The sequence below is a fragment of the Bifidobacterium aquikefiri genome (genome assembly GCF_002259795.1).
GTDB classification, from domain to species: Bacteria; Actinomycetota; Actinomycetes; order Actinomycetales; family Bifidobacteriaceae; genus Bombiscardovia; species Bombiscardovia aquikefiri.
Map to the genome: position 1 here is coordinate 224384 of NZ_MWXA01000003.1, position 16070 is coordinate 240453.

Here is a 16070-nt window from a genome sequence, read left to right on the forward strand (position 1 = left end):
GATTGCAGATAGGCGCAGAAGTTGAGAAGGGATGGATGCGTGAAAGAACTGAAGTTGAATAAGGATGAGATCACTGATGAGTTGGATCGCATTGCCTCATCGTCATCTGAGTCTCGCGTATCCATCGTGGGTTCGATGAATGCAGACAATGTGGTTGAGGTTGAGACCATGCCACAGCCTGGAGAAACCATAATCGGCGGCCCCATGGCAGTTCATGCCGGTGGGAAGTCTGCAAATCAGGCAGCAAGTTGTGCCAGATTGCAACTGCATACCGATCTGATTGGAGCTGTGGGATCGGATGCCAGTGCAGAGTTTCTGCTGCATGAACTCGACGATGCCGGTGTGGGAATCGGCAGCATCGAACATGTCGAGGGTCCTTCAGGTTCTACAATCATCGTGGTCGACCCTCATGGTGAGAACTTCATCGTGGTATCTTCCGGCGCCAACGGCAAGGTTGATGGCGGTTTCGTGCACAGACACAGTGAAGTCATCGAACGCTCCGACATTCTGGGGCTGTGTCTGGAGGCACCGTTGCAGGTTGTCGCTGAGTCCTCGCGCATTGCCCATGCCGCGCATACAAGGGTCGTGTTGAATATTTCGCCGATGCCCGAAGATCTCAACCCTTCGTTGAAACATTGTTTGGCGGACATCGCCGATATTGCCGTCATGAATGAGCACGAGACGGCACAATGGCTGGGATTGGCCTATGAGCCGAACCTTGAATCAGACTGGGATGATCTTCACGATCAGCTGTGTGCAACGGGACTTGGTCGCGTTGTCATCACCTTGGGTGCAGCCGGTTCGGTCATTCTTGATGGTTCTCAGGCATTGCATATTCCTGCGTTCACGGTGCAGCCGGTAGATACTACGGGTGCAGGCGATTCCTTTATGGGCTCAATGCTTGCCAGCCTGGCAAGCGGCAACTCGCTGGATTCTGCATGTGAGGTGGCTTCTGCGGTATCGGCATTCTCAACTCTAGGCAAAGGTGCTCAGTCATCGTATGGCGATACTCAGCAGATAACGGATTTTGTGCTGAATCATTAATGTCAGGCTTTGCTTGGAATCAAGTCAACGGGCAGCCACCCATTCGGTGACTGCCCCTTTTCAGTGGTTGCAATGAGTGGTTGCAACGAGTGGCTCCAACGATGTTGATTGTTATGACGCATCTTTGAGATCGTTGTTCTTAAAGCTCGACTTCAGCGGCGTCACCGTCACCAATGATCGCTCTACGCTGCGGCCGCTCGATGCGGTGCAGGGCTGGAATGAAGATTGGCAACAGGGTCACCACGAGATATATGGATCCAAGAATCGTGAGCGTCAGATGAAGACCAAGAAGGTGAGATGAGAAGCCACCGATAAGTGACCCTAGCGGCATCAATCCCCAGGTTATGGCACTGGTGAGAGAAATGACCTTGCCGCGCGCCTTGACCGGGATTCTCTCGTACATAACCGCTCCGAAGATGGGGTTCAGGAAGCCCGAGCCAAAGCCACCGATGGCAATGACGGCGATAATCACCGGTATCGGTGCATTCAGTGCCATCACGATATATCTGGGGAAACCGACGAGTAGATACCCGATGACCAGAACGGGGAAGCGGGGCAGCCGCTCCGCGATGATGGTCGCAATGGTGCTTCCCATAAGCGCTGGAAGTGAAAGTGACGCGAACAACAGTCCCAGCGAGGCTGAGCCAAGATGTTGGTCGAGCACCCATGCTGGAGTGAGCACATCGGTCCAGGCGACATCAATCATGTTGGTGACCGCTGGAATGAGGGCATAGCCAAGAATCACGGGAATGGTGAGCAATACTTCCCATCCTTCACCAACATTTCTTGCATAGGAACGGATATGCGATCCCAGCTGCGAGACAAGATTCATGGAACGGGCCTGTTCACTCTGAACGCTCGCTTGACTGCCAGAAGATTCGCCACCGGATTCGTCTGCCTGCTCAGCCTTATTCAAGGATGCAATGGCCGAGCTGTCACAGAGCAGTGCCGGACGAACAATGAAGCCAATCATGCATGCGCCAAATACCAGCGCCAGCGAAGTGAGGGCCAAGGCATATGGTCCTCCGACGAGCCCAACGATCACCCCTCCGAGCGCCGATCCAATTGTGCCAGCCAGATGGCTTGTGGTGCTTGAAAGACCGGTGATCCTTTCCATGGGCTGTTTACTCAAGGCAGCGATGCTTGGCGAGAGAATGTCCTTCGCATTGTTGGAAGGTCCACGCATGGCACCGACAACGGCAACCACGCCAATCAGCAGTGGAATCGAGAACAAGTGTGCAAACCACAGCACCGGAACAAGCGCGATGAATACGGCGCTGATGCAATCGCATGTTATGGATATGCGCGTTGGGCCGAGCTCATCGATCAATGGACCGCACAGCAGATTGGCCACGACGAGCATCCCCAGCTGAACTGCGCTGACGATGCCAGTTGCAACGGTATTATGTGTCAGATTCAGTACCATCCATGGCACGGCGAGGCTGCTCAGGGTGCTGCCAAAAAGTGAGACGATATCCGAGCATAGCCAGGCACCCAGCACCATTTAATGGTGATCGAGATACGGGTGCTTCCACGAGACGATTGTGCCCGATCGCTGAGTCTCTTCAGTGGGCAATCCTTTCATCTCAACAAGCCCTGGGCAATGGGGAAGAGGTGGAATTGCATCTCGACGGCTTTCCTTTGTGGATCTGTCGTTGACCCTTCTGTCTTCTTCGATCCCTGTGACCTCTTCGTATCGTGATGAATGAGCGGATGTTGCTGCATGGCGTTGAGAAGAATGCCCTGCACCTCTTTTGCGATGTCATCAGCCTCGTGTGGCGTCAACATCATGGCATAATCGCTCATGGTCGTGGCCTTCTGCCATGCCGTGTCCATCGTTCGCCAATCGCTTGCCGCCTGCAATATCTGACGGGTTGTTTCCGTCGCCGCAACTTGCATGAAGGCACCTGCAGCATCGAGCTTGTTCTCGATGTCATCAGAATCCGGCGAGGGGTCTTCAACTGTGGTGTAGAGCTGCTTGGCCTTCCAAAACAGCTTTCGACCAGAAGAAAGCTCGCTATCCCTCTCGATGAAGCCATATTTCGCAAGGATTCTTAAGTGGTAGCTGGTCGAACCTGTGTTGAGCTCGGTCATGCGGGCAAGATCGGTTGCGGTGGCCGACCCATTGATTCTCAATATGCCCAATAGACGTAGACGAATCGGGTGGGTGAGCGCCCGTAGCTGTTCTGGGGTAGGGGTTGAAGCCTCTGTGGAGGTGCTTGCCTGATCATGTTGTGATTCCATATATACAAATATACCTATGCAAAGAAATATGTGCAAATGAATCTTTGTATAAGTGTCATAGCATCAATACAACAACCAGTCCACATCACAAGTGGAGATTAAAAGCCCGCCTATTCCGTCATATGAGACGAAACGCCTCGCATAACGGTATAGGCGAACGCATTATGCGCACTATGCAGCGGATAACGACCGGATACACCGTTGACTTATAAACCAAAAACCGCTTCCCGAGCACGAGAAGCGGTAGGAATCTCCAGACTGATTTGTTCAGATGAGCCCATCGGCATGGAGTGCGTTGAACATGCGGTTGAAGCATTCTTCGAGCAAGGGATAAGGCATCGCAAAGTTCATGCGAACGCAGCCTGCGCCAACGGTGCCACATTCACGACCGTCAGTGAGGGCAACATTGGCCTTCTTGAGGAAGTAATCTGCTGGGTCATCGAGATGCAAAGGCGAGAAGTCAAGCCATGCGATATAGGTACCTTCAGGCTTGATATATCCCACATGCGCGAATCTGGTGCCCATTTCCTTGTTGACCAGTGCAATATTGCGCTGCACGTAGCGAAGAACCCCTTCGAACCATGCGGCACCGCCTTCGTAGGCGGCTGTTGTTGCTATTGCGCCGATGGTTGCGGTCTGATGTTCGGACCATTGCGCGCGCTGCATCCACATGGCAAGGTCGTTTGGGTTGGTAAGAATGACCTGTGCGCACTTGGTCCCTGGGATGTTGAAGGACTTCGAAGCGGAGGTTGAGGTGAAAGCCTGCGTAGCCGTCTGCTGGTTGATGGAGGCGAAAGGCACGTGCCTGTGTTCCCCATAGACGAATGGTGCGTGAATCTCATCAGAGAAGATGCGGACGTCATACTTCGCTGCCAAATCCGAGAGCTTCAGCATCTCGTCGAGTGTGAGCACCTTGCCGATGGGGTTGTGTGGATTGCAGAGAACAAAAGCGTGGCAGCCATGGGCAAAGGCCTGCTCGATTGCGTTGAAGTCGAATGACCATCCGCCTTCGGACTGTACTGTAGATGCCTCGCGAATCATTGGAATCTCAAGCAGTTTCACGTTATAGAGCTGAGGAACGCTGAGGAATGGCATGTATGCAGGCGTGGGAACGATGACGGAATTGCCGGATCCGACGATCTCACGAAGGAAAATCTCGAAGGCTTCCAGAACGTCTGGAACCGGTCGGATGCAGGCAGGATTCACATCCCAGCCGTAGCGTTGCTGCCATGCTGCACAGGAGTTTGCGACACGCTTCTTCCAAGGATCGGGAATGTATCCCAGACGATTATGGTCTGCTGCCTCCTTGATTGCGCTGACCACGCAAGGAGCCAAGCCATAGTCCATCTCAGCGATGAATGCGCCAATGCAACCTGCGTATCTGGTCCACTTATCTGAACCTACGCCTTGCAACTCCTCCATGGTCGTGGCATCAATTTTATCGGCATCGAATTGCGGCAATGGGTGTTGGGTGAGTGTGGAATTCTTGATTGTCTCTGTTCTCATGTGACCCATTGTCACTAAAGTCCGTTCCTCGCTCAACGCCTTGGCTCATCGATATGGTAATCATGCTCATAAAGTTGCTTATCGGATGGTGAAGGCTGCCACTATCTGTTCAGCTGTGTGAAGCTGACGGGTTGAGATATTTCGAAGCTGTGCGCTTCAGCTCCTTGATCATTGGTTCCATGACAGGGCGATGATCGTCTTTTCTCGTCACGATGCCGATCTCACGGTATGCGAATTCATCTCGTAACGGGCATGCCCGTAAATCTGGCTGCAGGTTGATGTGTATGTCAAGTTCTGGAACCAGTGACACGCCCATGCCTACCTCAACGAGGTTCTGCGTTGCCCAATAGTCGTCGGTTTCATGGCGAATATCTGGTTTGAAGCCGGAGCGGGCCGCCAATTTCACCAGGTTTGCGCGGCAGGTTTCACACCCAGCTATCCAATGCTCGTGTCTTGCCATAGCGAGGTCAATCGCCTGCCGATTATGCTGATAGTCCTTCGCAATCGGGTTCTCGCGGCGAATCAGCAGTCGCATCGGGTCGAATCCCAACGAATCGAAGGTGAGATCTTCCGTGATATCAAGAAAATTGGGAATTGCACGATATCGGAATACCACTGCTGCATCGACTTTTCCACGAGAGATTTGATCGAGGGCTTCGGGTGGTTCCAGCTGAATCAGGCTGAGCTCGATGTTGGTAAACAGACTCAGATTGGCCACTGAACGTGCGGCAATGGTTGAGCAGATCGAAGGAGGAGCCACAAGATGAAGATGCGTGTAATGCTGTTGCCGGTAATCCTCGACTTCGCGGGATGCCGACTCAAGACGCTCAGATATTGCTTCGCCATATCGAGCGAGCATCGCTCCCGTTGCCGTGAGTTCGACGCCATGCGATGTTCGTCTGACAAGTGTCGCATTGGTCTGCGCCTCAAGTCTCTTTATCTGCTGGCTGATGGCAGGCTGAGACCATCCAAGTGCTTTCGCCGTTGCAGAGAACGAGTTGTATTGCTCTATGTGCCATAGCGTGACCAATGACTGAGGATTCAAAGTTGCACCCAATTCCATCTCCTTCGTTTGACCACACATGTTGTCGATCTTGTGAAGAAATTCCAATGAGCCTCTGTTTTCAAGAGGGAAGTCGAGGTTATTGCTTCAACAATAGAGTGGGAATATTCAGTAATGTGTCGGCTCTCTGAGATGACCAAACGTTGAAGGGCTGCAGGAACCGTTGATCATCAACTTCTCTGCTGATGATCAACGGTTCCTGCAGCCCATCTGGTCATACTGACACGTGTGGTGCATGGGAATGAACGAGGCTTCTGCCGCTGTCTACCTGCAATTTCTCAATAGTTGGAGTGCATCATCCGATGCTGGTGTCGGAATGGTGCAGCTTGGTGCCAGCAGGAAGGGCTTTCCGCTGCGTTGCTGAATTGTTTCTTCAAGCTCTCTCGCGATTCTTGTGGTATCACCCTCGGTGGCGAATTCCGTGAAGCTTGCACCACCAATGGGCACAATGCCAAATGGAGCATCCAAGTCCGGATTGCCTTCAAGGAATTGATCCCATTGCAACGCCTGAGCCCCGATTGAAGAGAACCATTCGGGATGGGCCTCCTGCCGGCATGTGTGGAATATGATCTTTGCCCGAGGATTGGCGCTGTTCACCGCTGCAATGACCATGGAATCGTATGGCTTCGCGAACGCTTCGTATTGCTTCGCATCAAAGTAATCTTCACTTGCCATGCCGGTTGATGCCAGGAAAATGCCGTCCAGGCCTGAGCCGCCATCCGCAATCGGTGTCACGAGTGAGGCGGCATATGCAGCAAGCGTTTCCGCTATGTTGCCTATGGCTTTCTTTGCCGCTTCCGGGTGTTCAAAAATCAGTTCGTCACGGCTGGTCGTTGGCTGTGTCCCGGTGCTATTGGCGCCGGGGTACAAGGGCAGCAGTGCCATCTGCATGAGTACGGACAAAGGGTTGAAGATTGTCTGTACAATTGCTCGGTCTGGAAATGCCTCGCGAATTAATCTGGCGGCAGTGAGATGATCTGCAAATTCCGGGGTGGATTTGACATCAAGAACTGACACCTTTTTCAAATCATCAGGGTTGGCAATTGCAGCTTTGATCGGTTTCGGCTCAGGAATTTCAGGATAGTCGAAGTGATCATATATGGATCCCCATGCTTCGGCATAATAGACGGCCCGCGAATTGATCTTGATCCAGTCCCAGTTCCATTTACGATTGAAATCAATGGTCGCCTTGGCGAACTCCTCGGCACCGTATTCGTGACCGATGAAGTGTTGCCAGGCACTGGTGAGAAATGCAGGAACATCTGTTTCTCCCTCGAGCATGGCATGGAACTGTTCTCTTCTCGTAGTGGTCATAATGAAGTAACTCCTTTGTACATGTGCAGCTTTGGATAAGAATGACTGACAGCTGAATGGCAGTGCCATTCAAGAAACCGTGATTGCGTTGATGAATGTCTGCAGTTCCTTGTTCTCCCGGTGGTTTCGGGCATCGTTGAAGGAACCGTATGTGGTTATTTCACCCGCGCTGAAGAACAGGACCTTATCGGCGGCTCTCGCTGCGAAGGACATGTCATGTGTAACGAGAATGATGGCCATGTTTTGCCGTTCCTTGAGTTTGGTAAGCACGGCGAGCACGTCTGCCGCCACCGGAGGGTCGAGTGCGGACGTTATTTCGTCGCACAGCAAGACCTGTGGATTCATCATGAGGGCGCGTGCGATGGCCACTCGTTGCCTTTGCCCTCCCGATAGCGTCGAGGGCATGCTGTCAATGTATTGCTCCATGCCAACCGCTTCGAGTGAACGTTGTGCCTGTGCCCGGATATCTGATTCGGAGAGCTTCAATACCTTGCGTGGTGCCAGTGCGAGATTCTTGTAGACGCTGAGATGTGGCCAGAGTGTATAGCTCTGGAAGATCATTCCAATCTTGCGCCTTTGTTCATCCCACTGGTCCGTTGATTCATCGCCATCGCAGACCAATTCATTGTCGATGGTGATAGTTCCATCATCGAGTTCGGTCAGACCGGCGATTGTACGCAGCAAGGTGCTTTTTCCCGATCCGCTTCGGCCGACAATAACGACAATCTGGCCGCGATAGAAATCGCATGATACGGATTTGAGGATGATGCGACTGCCATATGCCTTGTTGAGTCCCTGTACGGAAACGATGGGTCTTTTACCGTTGCGAACCAGTGTTTCCTGCTGAATCGCATCGTGTTGGTTCAGGGGATGATCGGTCTGGGGAGACTGTGAAGTGGGAGATGATGCTTTGTTTTCATTCATGGGATGGCTTTCGTTGGTACTTTGTGAGTTCAGACATTGTCTCGTTGCATGAGCATGTGACGTTCAAGGGCGTTGACTACCAGCGTTACAGGGAAAGCGATTATAAAATAGAAGAGCGCGGTTACCGTGAATATTTCGAATGGCCGGTAATATTGCTGTGAAGCTGTATTGGCCTGAAACATAAGGTCGGCAACCCCGATTGTCGACACAAGCACGGTGTCCTTGAATGCGCCCACCAGTAACGAAAGTATGGAGGGGAGCTGCTGGCGAAAAGCCTGTGGAAAGATGATATGAATGACCTGATCGAATCGTGAAAGTTGCAAGACATTTGCAGCCTCGATCTGTTCTTCGGGAATTGACTGGAACCCCGACCGGTACGCCTCGGCCATGTATGCAATGAGGTTCAGCCCAATCGTGAGCACAGCCGCGAGGAATCCTGGTAGCTTAATCCCGAAAACCATCGGGAGTGCATAAAAGACCCAGAACAGCTGCAGAAGCAGCGGGGTGCAACGAAATATCTCAATATATGCCTGTGCAAGGTAGCGAATGATGTAAATGCCAGACATGCGTGCCAGCGCTACGGGAATTCCCAGAGAAAGTCCAATACAAACAACGAGCAGGGTGAGAACGATAGAGGTTCTCATACCGCTGAGTAGCAGCGGCATGGCCTTGGAGACGATGCCCCAGTCTGGAATGTAATTCATGATCATTGCTCTCAATCTTGAGACGGATATTGTTAGGTGTGCCCCTGTTACGAGAGTTGATATTTTGCAGGAACCGATGCCTCTACATAACCATTGGTTATTGTGGTGTCGATCTTGACCTTTTCGAAGCTGGCCTGGATCTGACCGGAATTGACTGCATCAGTGATTGCGGCATTCAGCGTTGCAAGTGATGATGAGTCGATGCTGTGTGACACGCCGAAGCCTGAAATTGCGACTGCTATTGGATTCTGAGGAACCAGGATGGCCAGGGAGTCGTTGTTCTGAGCCGCCTGCACGGCAGTATCTGCGGGAAGCAGCACAGCGCAGGCACGGCCAGAGTTGACTGCCTGAATTGCATCTGGGAAACTATCCACGCTCAGCACATTCTTGTCCTTCAACTTCAATGAGGATTCCTGTGCGCTCCCTTGAGGAACGGCTATCGGCTTGGCATTGGTAAGCAGAGCGTCCTCTGTCTTGGCAGTGGTGTTCTTCGGCACCATCAACACGTTGTTCGTTCCGGTCATTGGCGCGGTGAATCCCACCGCGAGAGAACGAGCCAGTGTGATGTCAAGACCAGCTGCAAGATCATAATCACCGGATTGCAGACCGGCAACAATGTTACCCCAGGAGGTGGTGACATATTGGACCTTGACACCTAGTGCCTTGGCAATTGTTTCAGAAGGAATCGTCCAAGGTCCCTCCCATTGCCCCTTGGAATTCTTGCTCAGTGTGGGTGCGGCCTCTGCCATGCCTACCTTGAGCACCCCAGCCTTCTTGACTCGTGCAATCCATGAACCTTGACTGGAATCTGAAGAGCTCGCCTGTGACGCGCCACCACCGGCAAGTTTCGCAGCGGAAAATCCACAGACCAGAGAAATAACGATCACAATGATTATTTCGGTAACCATGCGATTGGTTGCCTTGACTTTACGGTTGCTCGCCATATTGTCCCCTTTTTGTTGTGCGTGTCTGCCACTATAGGGACTGATTCACGAGCACAGGTGCCCGTAAAGCCATAACTTTCTTTGGGTGCGTATAAATCTGCTTCTATCAGGTAACACGTTGAATGATCGTTACATGAGTGAAATCTTTAAGAAAGCAGGTGTTTAACTTGAAGCATATTTTCCAGCTGCAGATGTCTGATGAGGCTCAGCACGATATCCATGTGGCTTTCCGAGCAATTGGCAGCCACATGTTTCGCAATGTACATGCTACTTGCCAATGAAGCGTGGAATGAATCGCTGCATCATGTAGGCACCAACGAGTCCTATTGAACCCATCAACACTGCGGCGGACCAGAGGCCGGACAATGCAGTCATGCCCGAAATGGCAAGTGGACCAACGGCAGAGCCTGAATCCGTAGACATTCTCCATCCGCTGAGGAAACCAGGCATATTCTCCGGTGCATAACGTGATGCCAGATCGGCCCCGAGCGTCATGATAATGCCGCTACCTAGGCCATTGGCTACAGATATCAGGATTGCGATGCAGATATATGTCCATTCAACCGTGGCGAAAGGCATGAGGAGATGCCCAAGGCTTATACCAAGCAACACCGGCACAGCAGCCCAACGGCGTCCGAATCGATCCATGATCTGGCCGGAAGTATAGAAGAGTGAAAGGTCTACGGCACCGGCAACGCCCATGATCAGCGCTATGTGCGGCGCGGAAATATTGAGTTGTACACCCCAGAGCGGCAGAATCACCTGGCGTGATGCGCGCATCATCTGCAGTATGCCGGCCGCTGTACCTATGCGGCATAGGATGCTGAAATATCTGATCACCGGGAAACGCATCAGTGTGACCATCATCGGTGAAGTGCCATATTTGCCCATACCAGGATTGACCGTATGCCCATGCTCAATGATCCCCTGAGATGTCACATGTGAAATGGCGATATGGCCTGCACCCGCAGAATCTGTGTTCTTGGCATGCGCAACACCTCTGCCTCGCTCAGCACGAGCTCTATTGGCAGACAGGAGCTTTTCGGGATCTGGCGTGACCTGCAGCACGACCAGAACACTCAGACAGGCCACAACGTGAATCCAATATACGCTACGTGATCCGGTCAGTGCAATGACTGGTGAAGCGATGAATGGTCCGACGAAATAGCCGATGCGAGTCGTGCCGCCCAGCAGCGACATTGCTCGTGCCCGGTACCAAGGTGGAGTCCATGCGGTAAGAAATGCATGTCGCGCAAGATTGAATGTTGCGGATGCAATGCCAATAACCAGAACACCCGCTGCCAGTACGACCAGATTCGGAGCACGCCAGCAGAAAATTGCCGAGATAATGGCGAGTATTGCAGCGATGCGCATGGCAACGGTCTCGCCCCAAGTATTGACGATGAAGCCGCTGGGCACATCGCCGAGCACCACTCCGATCATCAGGAGCCCAGATATGATTCCGGCCGTTGCAAGGTTGGCTCCCAACGCCTTGGCGGTAAGGGGGACGATGGGGATGAGCGATCCCTCTCCGGTTGCAAATACAATGGCAGGCATATATACGGGCACGAAAAGATGGTGAAGGAAATCCGTCTGCTCCGCATGTGTCTTCTCGTTGGTAGCCTGTGCCATACCGCTCATTGACCTCCTATGTGATCGTTGCCGAAGATTCATGACGCATGCCGTGTAAGTGTCTCCCTGCTGACCCATCGCGCAATGAACCGACATTTCCCGCTGCCTCGCAGTATAGCCGTTGTGCTGTGGCTTTCAACGCGAATGTGATGAAAGCGGACGTGATTCGACATTTGTAAAATGACTTTATATAAGTTACTCTCGAAGTTGCAATGTGACGAGCGATTGAACAATGCAGTTGGTCCCATAGGTGTCGTTCGTCTTGACATTCATACTCAGCGAAGAAGCGGAGCATTCGGTAGAAAGGAATTCCCATGAAGGCATTGGTACTTACAGCGATTCGACGTTTTGAGATTCAGAATCTTTCCACACCCAGCATTGGAGCGAACGATGTGCTGGTGAACACGGCATATGCCGGGGTGTGCGGCACCGATCATGACCTGTATGCAGGTCGTCCGGGATCGGCTCCGGCGAATCCACCGATCGTGCTCGGGCATGAGAACTCAGGAATCGTCGCTGAAGTGGGCAATGCCGTGACCAATGTGAGCAAGGGAGATCGTGTTGCCGTTGATCCGAACATCTATTGCGGGGAATGCACATACTGTCTGACGCAGCGACCGGAGCTGTGTGACCACCTCAGTGCTGTGGGTGTGACGAGAAACGGCGGACTCGCAGAGCAGTTCAGTGCTCCTGCCTCCGTCGTGTATCGACTTCCCGACACGGTGACATTGCAGTCTGCCGCAGCCATCGAACCTTTATCCTGTGCCGTACACGGCGTTGATCTGCTCCGACTGCGGCCCTACCAGAAGGCGCTCGTAATTGGAGACGGATTTATGGGTCAGCTCTTTGCCCAGCTATTGCAGGCCTATGGGGTTCATCGGGTGGATCTGGCGGGCATCTTTGACGACAAGCTCAAGCGCAACCATGAACTGTTCGGTGTCGATCGCACATACAACACGCAGCGAGAAAGCATCCCGGTCGATTCCTATGACGTTGTCGTTGAAGCGGTGGGACTTCCGCAGACGCAGGCAACGGCCGTGAAGGTGGCGGCCAAGGGCGGTCAGGTTCTAATGTTTGGTGTTGGCCCCCAGGAGTCGTCCTTCGAGATGAACACCTATGACATCTACAAGAAGCAGCTGACCATCCAGGGCTCCTTCATTAATCCCTTGACCTTTGCCGATGCCATCGCTTTGATATCTGCCGGAAAGGTCAATGTCGACGGACTCATCAGCCACGTTCTTGACCTCACCCAGGTCCAGGACTTCCTGGACGGCAAGATCAAGGATGTCTCGAAGGCCATTGTCAAGGTCGGCGACACGTTGAAGTAGAGGGCTGGGGTTCACGAAAATCCGGCGGATAGGCGCAATGAGCGAATTCTGCCGGATTTTTGTGCAGATCAGCCATGAGCTTCGCCGCACAGCGCTTTCACATATGGCGATATGAGTCTCAATGCTGCGCCGACGATGCCCTGATTGGGAATGCACAGGCTGCGTTTCAGTGTAAATGAGTCTGCAAACGGGCTATGTGCGAGCACGTTGTGCTTGAGAATCTGCATATCGTCCTCATTGAGGAAGCGAGAAGCCTCACCGCCCAGAATGACATCGCTGGCAATAACCATGCGCATGTTTGTTATGGTCGATGCAATATGGTCGAGCCAGCGGTTAAATTCTCTGAGCCTGGAGACGGAGTCTGTGCGGTCGCGATGATGCTGCGCCTGATGAATGGTTACGAATGCATGTTCCATCGACTCGCCGCGATGCATCAATGTTTCCGGTGAGCAATACGGATCGACGCAGCCTCGATGACCGCAATAGCACAGACGACCGTGGGGAACGAGAGTCATGTGCTCGACGGTGCCGCTGGTGAGTCCCCGGCCGCGATAAAGCGCTCCTCCCATGATGACTGCGCCGCCTATTCTGCGTTCGAGATAGAGAAGAGTGGCATCGTTGATCGTTCGGTCAAACCACAGCTCGGCCATTGCAGAAGCATCCGAATCGTGAATCATTGTGCTCGGGTATCCAATGTCACCTGCGAGTTGTTCGATGGTGACGCCGGTGTCTCCCATGATGTTGCCGAAGGTGATGCGCTGCCCGTCAGCAGAGACCAGCCCCTGTATGGCGAAGGCAACGCCAAGAATCTGGTGTTCATTGGATTGAATCCCATGCGCAAAGTTGGAAATCACTGCATCAATCTCCTGATAGTACGAAGGATCACTCGCATTGAGCGCGATTCCTTGTGTGCTGCTTGCGATGGTTGAGCCGTGCAGATCCACTGCGCAGCATGTGACCTGGTGTCTGCGTATGGATGCTCCTATGGCGATGCGCACCCTGGATGCGAAGGCATAGCGTTGCGCTCGCCTGCCGCCTGTGGAATCATTCAGGCCCGTCATTGCAATGATTCCCGAGTTTTCCAATTCATGAAGATGCTGGGTGATGGTAGGCAGGCTCAATCCAAGCGTTGCCTCAAGTTCTTGCTTCGTCGCAGACCCATGCTCATAGAAGTACCTGGTAACTTGCTGCTGATTGGCTCTTTTCAGCCGCGACATGGAGCTTGAACTCATTGAAGATTCTCCTTGTGTCCAACACGATGGCAGCCCTTGTGCCAAGTTATCATAGATTGCCGTAATTGGGGCTGACGCAGATGATTAGAAAACATTGCATTTAATTGCGAAATTATTTCGAATATCTTTCTTACAATGAATGACGTTTCTGTCGTATTGGAGGACAATTCATGGCATGTTTTCCATTAATATCGCTCGATTTCCTTGCAAAAGAAAGGAAACACGCAAATTACAGAAAATGACTGGAAAAGTTGCGAAAGAATTTCTGGAGTCATATACTTGAGCCGAGCCTAACGAAGGTAGGGAGCCTGAATAGGCAAGCAACTATGGCGTTGCGAATTCGAAGGTCAAGGAGGAGACTTCGCATGAAGAGAAAAAGTGCGGTTATGAAGCTTGGTGCCCTGGCGTGCGTTGCAGTGTTTGCACTGTCCGCATGTGGCGGCAGCAGCAGTTCCGCAACTGGCAAAGACGGTAAACCAACCATCAACGTTCAGGTCATTTTGGATGCACGAGCAGAAAAAATGCAGAAGATGGGTTGGACGAAGCAACTGGCCACCGCCTGCGATTGCAATATCAACTGGATCAACACTGGTAGTGCAGCTTGGTCCAACCAGAAGCAGGCAACGCTCGCATCCGGTGATGTCGCCGATGTAACCCTCGGTGGCTATGGCTCCGGTGATATGAGCACCTATGGAAGCCTGTTCATGAACTTGAAGCCGGAACTCAAGAGCATGCCGAACGTATCAAAGATGTTCAAGGCCGATCCATATTCAGAGGTCGTTTCGACAACCTATGATGGCAAGATCTACGGGACCCCAGTCGTCGCACGCCCTGTGACGGCAAGAACCAGCAATCATATGTTCATCAACAAGACTTGGCTTGACAAGCTTGGACTCAAGGTTCCGACCACATGGGATGAACTCGAAAAGGTACTGATTGCCTTCAAGAACGATGATCCGAACGGCAATGGCAAGGCCGATGAGATCCCCATGGACTTCTATACTCCAGGAACCGATAACTTCTGGCTCTTCCAGCCGAATGTTCTGCTTTCGAGCATGGGGATCGTCGTCCCGAACGGACCGCTTGGTATGTATGTCGACAACGGCAAGGTCAAGAACTATCTAACCGATTCGCGTTACAAGACATTGGTGCAATACATGCACAAGCTCTGGAGTGATGGAGTGATTTCGCCAGAGGCCTTCACGCATGACTGGTCAAAGTTCACCAGCACAGCCAAGGGCAATGGCAAGACAGCGACAGTCGGATTCGAATGGATGTGGACTCCTGCAGGCACATTCGGCGCCGACAACTATGACCAATATGTCACGATTCCTTCACTTGAGCAGAGCGCAAATCAGAAGACCTCCCCAGTGTGGTCGTATAACGGCGATGACCTTGCCTACAAGATCGATCAGGAAGTGGTGTCCTCGAAGCTTACCGATGCCAAGAAGACCGCAGCACTCAAGTTCGTCGATGCCTTCTATTCTGCTGATATGTCCGTTCAGGCACGCTATGGTGCCTTCGGAACCGCTGTCAAGAAGCTCGGAACCAACCATTACAAGATTCTCAACGCCCCCAAGGGTCATGAGGAGGCTGATTGGATGTTCTATCAGGCACTTGGCGATGCTGCTCCAGGTTGGATCAACACCGACATGAAGCTCGATCTTCCTACGCTGGACGCCCAAGTCAAGCCCGTCGATGCCGTGTACGACAAAGACTACAAGAATGTCAACTTCAACAAGGACATTCTCTACCAGAACATGCCTGCCACCAAGGAGCAGAGCGACACGATGGACACGAACACGACGAATTACGCACAGTACGCAATGAGTCAGTTCTCCCAGTGGGTCACGAAGGGTGGCGTTGATTCAGGATGGGATGCCTACGTTGCAAAGCTCAAGCAGAACAAGCTTGAAGAGAACGTTCAGATTGAGCAGAAGGTATATAACTCCTACGTCAAGCGCATGAAGAAGCTGGGTGTGAATCTCAACAATTTCAACGAGTGATCAGGCTTCGAGCAATAAGCAAGCAGTGATGTGAACTTGGGAGCGGAGTGGGTTCAGATCCGCTCCCAAGTTCATGCCACGTCCCATTCGCATATGTCTCAAGACAATGCGCATCTATCAAGAATGAAG

Annotated in this window: 13 protein-coding genes; 3 read left to right on the forward strand and 10 right to left on the reverse strand. The window is 52.3% G+C overall.

All coding sequences use genetic code 11. From position 1 onward, the window contains the following. The first annotated feature begins 39 nt into the window (after positions 1–39). Positions 40–1044, forward strand: a complete 1005-nt coding sequence (locus BAQU_RS02635) for a ribokinase (RefSeq protein ID WP_094692500.1) — start codon at positions 40–42, stop codon at positions 1042–1044. 139 nt (positions 1045–1183) lie between these two features. Here the strand turns inward: BAQU_RS02635 and BAQU_RS02640 are convergent, their stop codons facing one another. The 9 genes from BAQU_RS02640 to BAQU_RS02680 all read right to left on the reverse strand — a co-directional run bounded on the left by BAQU_RS02640 (position 1184) and on the right by BAQU_RS02680 (position 11384). Further along, complete coding sequence (locus BAQU_RS02640) at positions 1184–2548, reverse strand: MFS transporter (protein ID WP_094692501.1); 1365 nt, start codon at positions 2546–2548, stop codon at positions 1184–1186. A 77-nt stretch (positions 2549–2625) separates the two neighbouring features. Beyond that, complete coding sequence (locus tag BAQU_RS02645) at positions 2626–3288, reverse strand: winged helix-turn-helix domain-containing protein (protein WP_094692502.1); 663 nt, start codon at positions 3286–3288, stop codon at positions 2626–2628. Positions 3289–3555: 267 nt separating this feature from the next. Beyond that, a complete protein-coding gene (locus BAQU_RS02650; RefSeq protein ID WP_244568404.1) occupies positions 3556–4794 on the reverse strand; it encodes a MalY/PatB family protein in 1239 nt (412 codons plus the stop codon). 109 nt (positions 4795–4903) lie between these two features. Continuing rightward, on the reverse strand, positions 4904–5857 hold the full coding sequence (locus BAQU_RS02655) for a LysR family transcriptional regulator (protein WP_244568414.1): 954 nt from the start codon (positions 5855–5857) through the stop codon (positions 4904–4906). 264 nt (positions 5858–6121) lie between these two features. After that, positions 6122–7171: a uroporphyrinogen decarboxylase family protein gene (locus tag BAQU_RS02660; protein ID WP_094692504.1), complete on the reverse strand. Its 1050-nt coding sequence runs from the start codon at positions 7169–7171 to the stop codon at positions 6122–6124. 69 nt (positions 7172–7240) lie between these two features. Beyond that, positions 7241–8095, reverse strand: a complete 855-nt coding sequence (locus BAQU_RS02665; protein WP_094692505.1) for an amino acid ABC transporter ATP-binding protein — start codon at positions 8093–8095, stop codon at positions 7241–7243. Between the two features lie 29 nt (positions 8096–8124). After that, positions 8125–8805 carry an amino acid ABC transporter permease gene (locus tag BAQU_RS02670; RefSeq protein ID WP_094692506.1) on the reverse strand — a complete coding sequence of 227 codons (681 nt, stop codon included), beginning with the start codon at positions 8803–8805 and terminating at the stop codon, positions 8125–8127. Between the two features lie 41 nt (positions 8806–8846). Continuing rightward, positions 8847–9743, reverse strand: coding sequence for a substrate-binding periplasmic protein (locus tag BAQU_RS02675; protein ID WP_094692507.1), 897 nt, complete (start codon positions 9741–9743; stop codon positions 8847–8849). Positions 9744–10010: 267 nt separating this feature from the next. After that, positions 10011–11384: an MFS transporter gene (locus BAQU_RS02680; protein ID WP_158215617.1), complete on the reverse strand. Its 1374-nt coding sequence runs from the start codon at positions 11382–11384 to the stop codon at positions 10011–10013. A gap of 305 nt (positions 11385–11689) precedes the next feature. Between BAQU_RS02680 and BAQU_RS02685 the strand changes: the two genes are divergently transcribed. Then, on the forward strand, positions 11690–12703 hold the full coding sequence (locus BAQU_RS02685; protein WP_094692509.1) for a zinc-dependent alcohol dehydrogenase family protein: 1014 nt from the start codon (positions 11690–11692) through the stop codon (positions 12701–12703). Positions 12704–12771: 68 nt separating this feature from the next. Here the strand turns inward: BAQU_RS02685 and BAQU_RS02690 are convergent, their stop codons facing one another. Next, complete coding sequence (locus BAQU_RS02690; protein ID WP_094692510.1) at positions 12772–13935, reverse strand: ROK family transcriptional regulator; 1164 nt, start codon at positions 13933–13935, stop codon at positions 12772–12774. Positions 13936–14300: 365 nt separating this feature from the next. Here BAQU_RS02690 and BAQU_RS02695 point away from each other — a divergent pair, with 365 nt between their 5' ends. Continuing rightward, positions 14301–15941 carry a type 2 periplasmic-binding domain-containing protein gene (locus tag BAQU_RS02695; RefSeq protein ID WP_094692511.1) on the forward strand — a complete coding sequence of 547 codons (1641 nt, stop codon included), beginning with the start codon at positions 14301–14303 and terminating at the stop codon, positions 15939–15941. Positions 15942–16070 lie beyond the last annotated feature (129 nt).

Bases quoted from the DNA above. Each gene is read 5' to 3' on its own strand.
- BAQU_RS02640 (WP_094692501.1), bottom strand. From the start codon at position 2,548: ATGGTGCTGGGTGCCTGGCTATGCTCGGATATCGTCTCACTTTTTGGC.
- BAQU_RS02645 (WP_094692502.1), bottom strand. From the start codon at position 3,288: ATGGAATCACAACATGATCAGGCAAGCACCTCCACAGAGGCTTCAACC.
- BAQU_RS02650 (WP_244568404.1), bottom strand. From the start codon at position 4,794: ATGAGAACAGAGACAATCAAGAATTCCACACTCACCCAACACCCATTG.
- BAQU_RS02655 (WP_244568414.1), bottom strand. From the start codon at position 5,857: ATGGAATTGGGTGCAACTTTGAATCCTCAGTCATTGGTCACGCTATGG.
- BAQU_RS02660 (WP_094692504.1), bottom strand. From the start codon at position 7,171: ATGACCACTACGAGAAGAGAACAGTTCCATGCCATGCTCGAGGGAGAA.
- BAQU_RS02665 (WP_094692505.1), bottom strand. From the start codon at position 8,095: ATGAATGAAAACAAAGCATCATCTCCCACTTCACAGTCTCCCCAGACC.
- BAQU_RS02670 (WP_094692506.1), bottom strand. From the start codon at position 8,805: ATGATCATGAATTACATTCCAGACTGGGGCATCGTCTCCAAGGCCATG.
- BAQU_RS02675 (WP_094692507.1), bottom strand. From the start codon at position 9,743: ATGGCGAGCAACCGTAAAGTCAAGGCAACCAATCGCATGGTTACCGAA.
- BAQU_RS02680 (WP_158215617.1), bottom strand. From the start codon at position 11,384: ATGAGCGGTATGGCACAGGCTACCAACGAGAAGACACATGCGGAGCAG.
- BAQU_RS02685 (WP_094692509.1), top strand. From the start codon at position 11,690: ATGAAGGCATTGGTACTTACAGCGATTCGACGTTTTGAGATTCAGAAT.
- BAQU_RS02690 (WP_094692510.1), bottom strand. From the start codon at position 13,935: ATGAGTTCAAGCTCCATGTCGCGGCTGAAAAGAGCCAATCAGCAGCAA.
- BAQU_RS02695 (WP_094692511.1), top strand. From the start codon at position 14,301: ATGAAGAGAAAAAGTGCGGTTATGAAGCTTGGTGCCCTGGCGTGCGTT.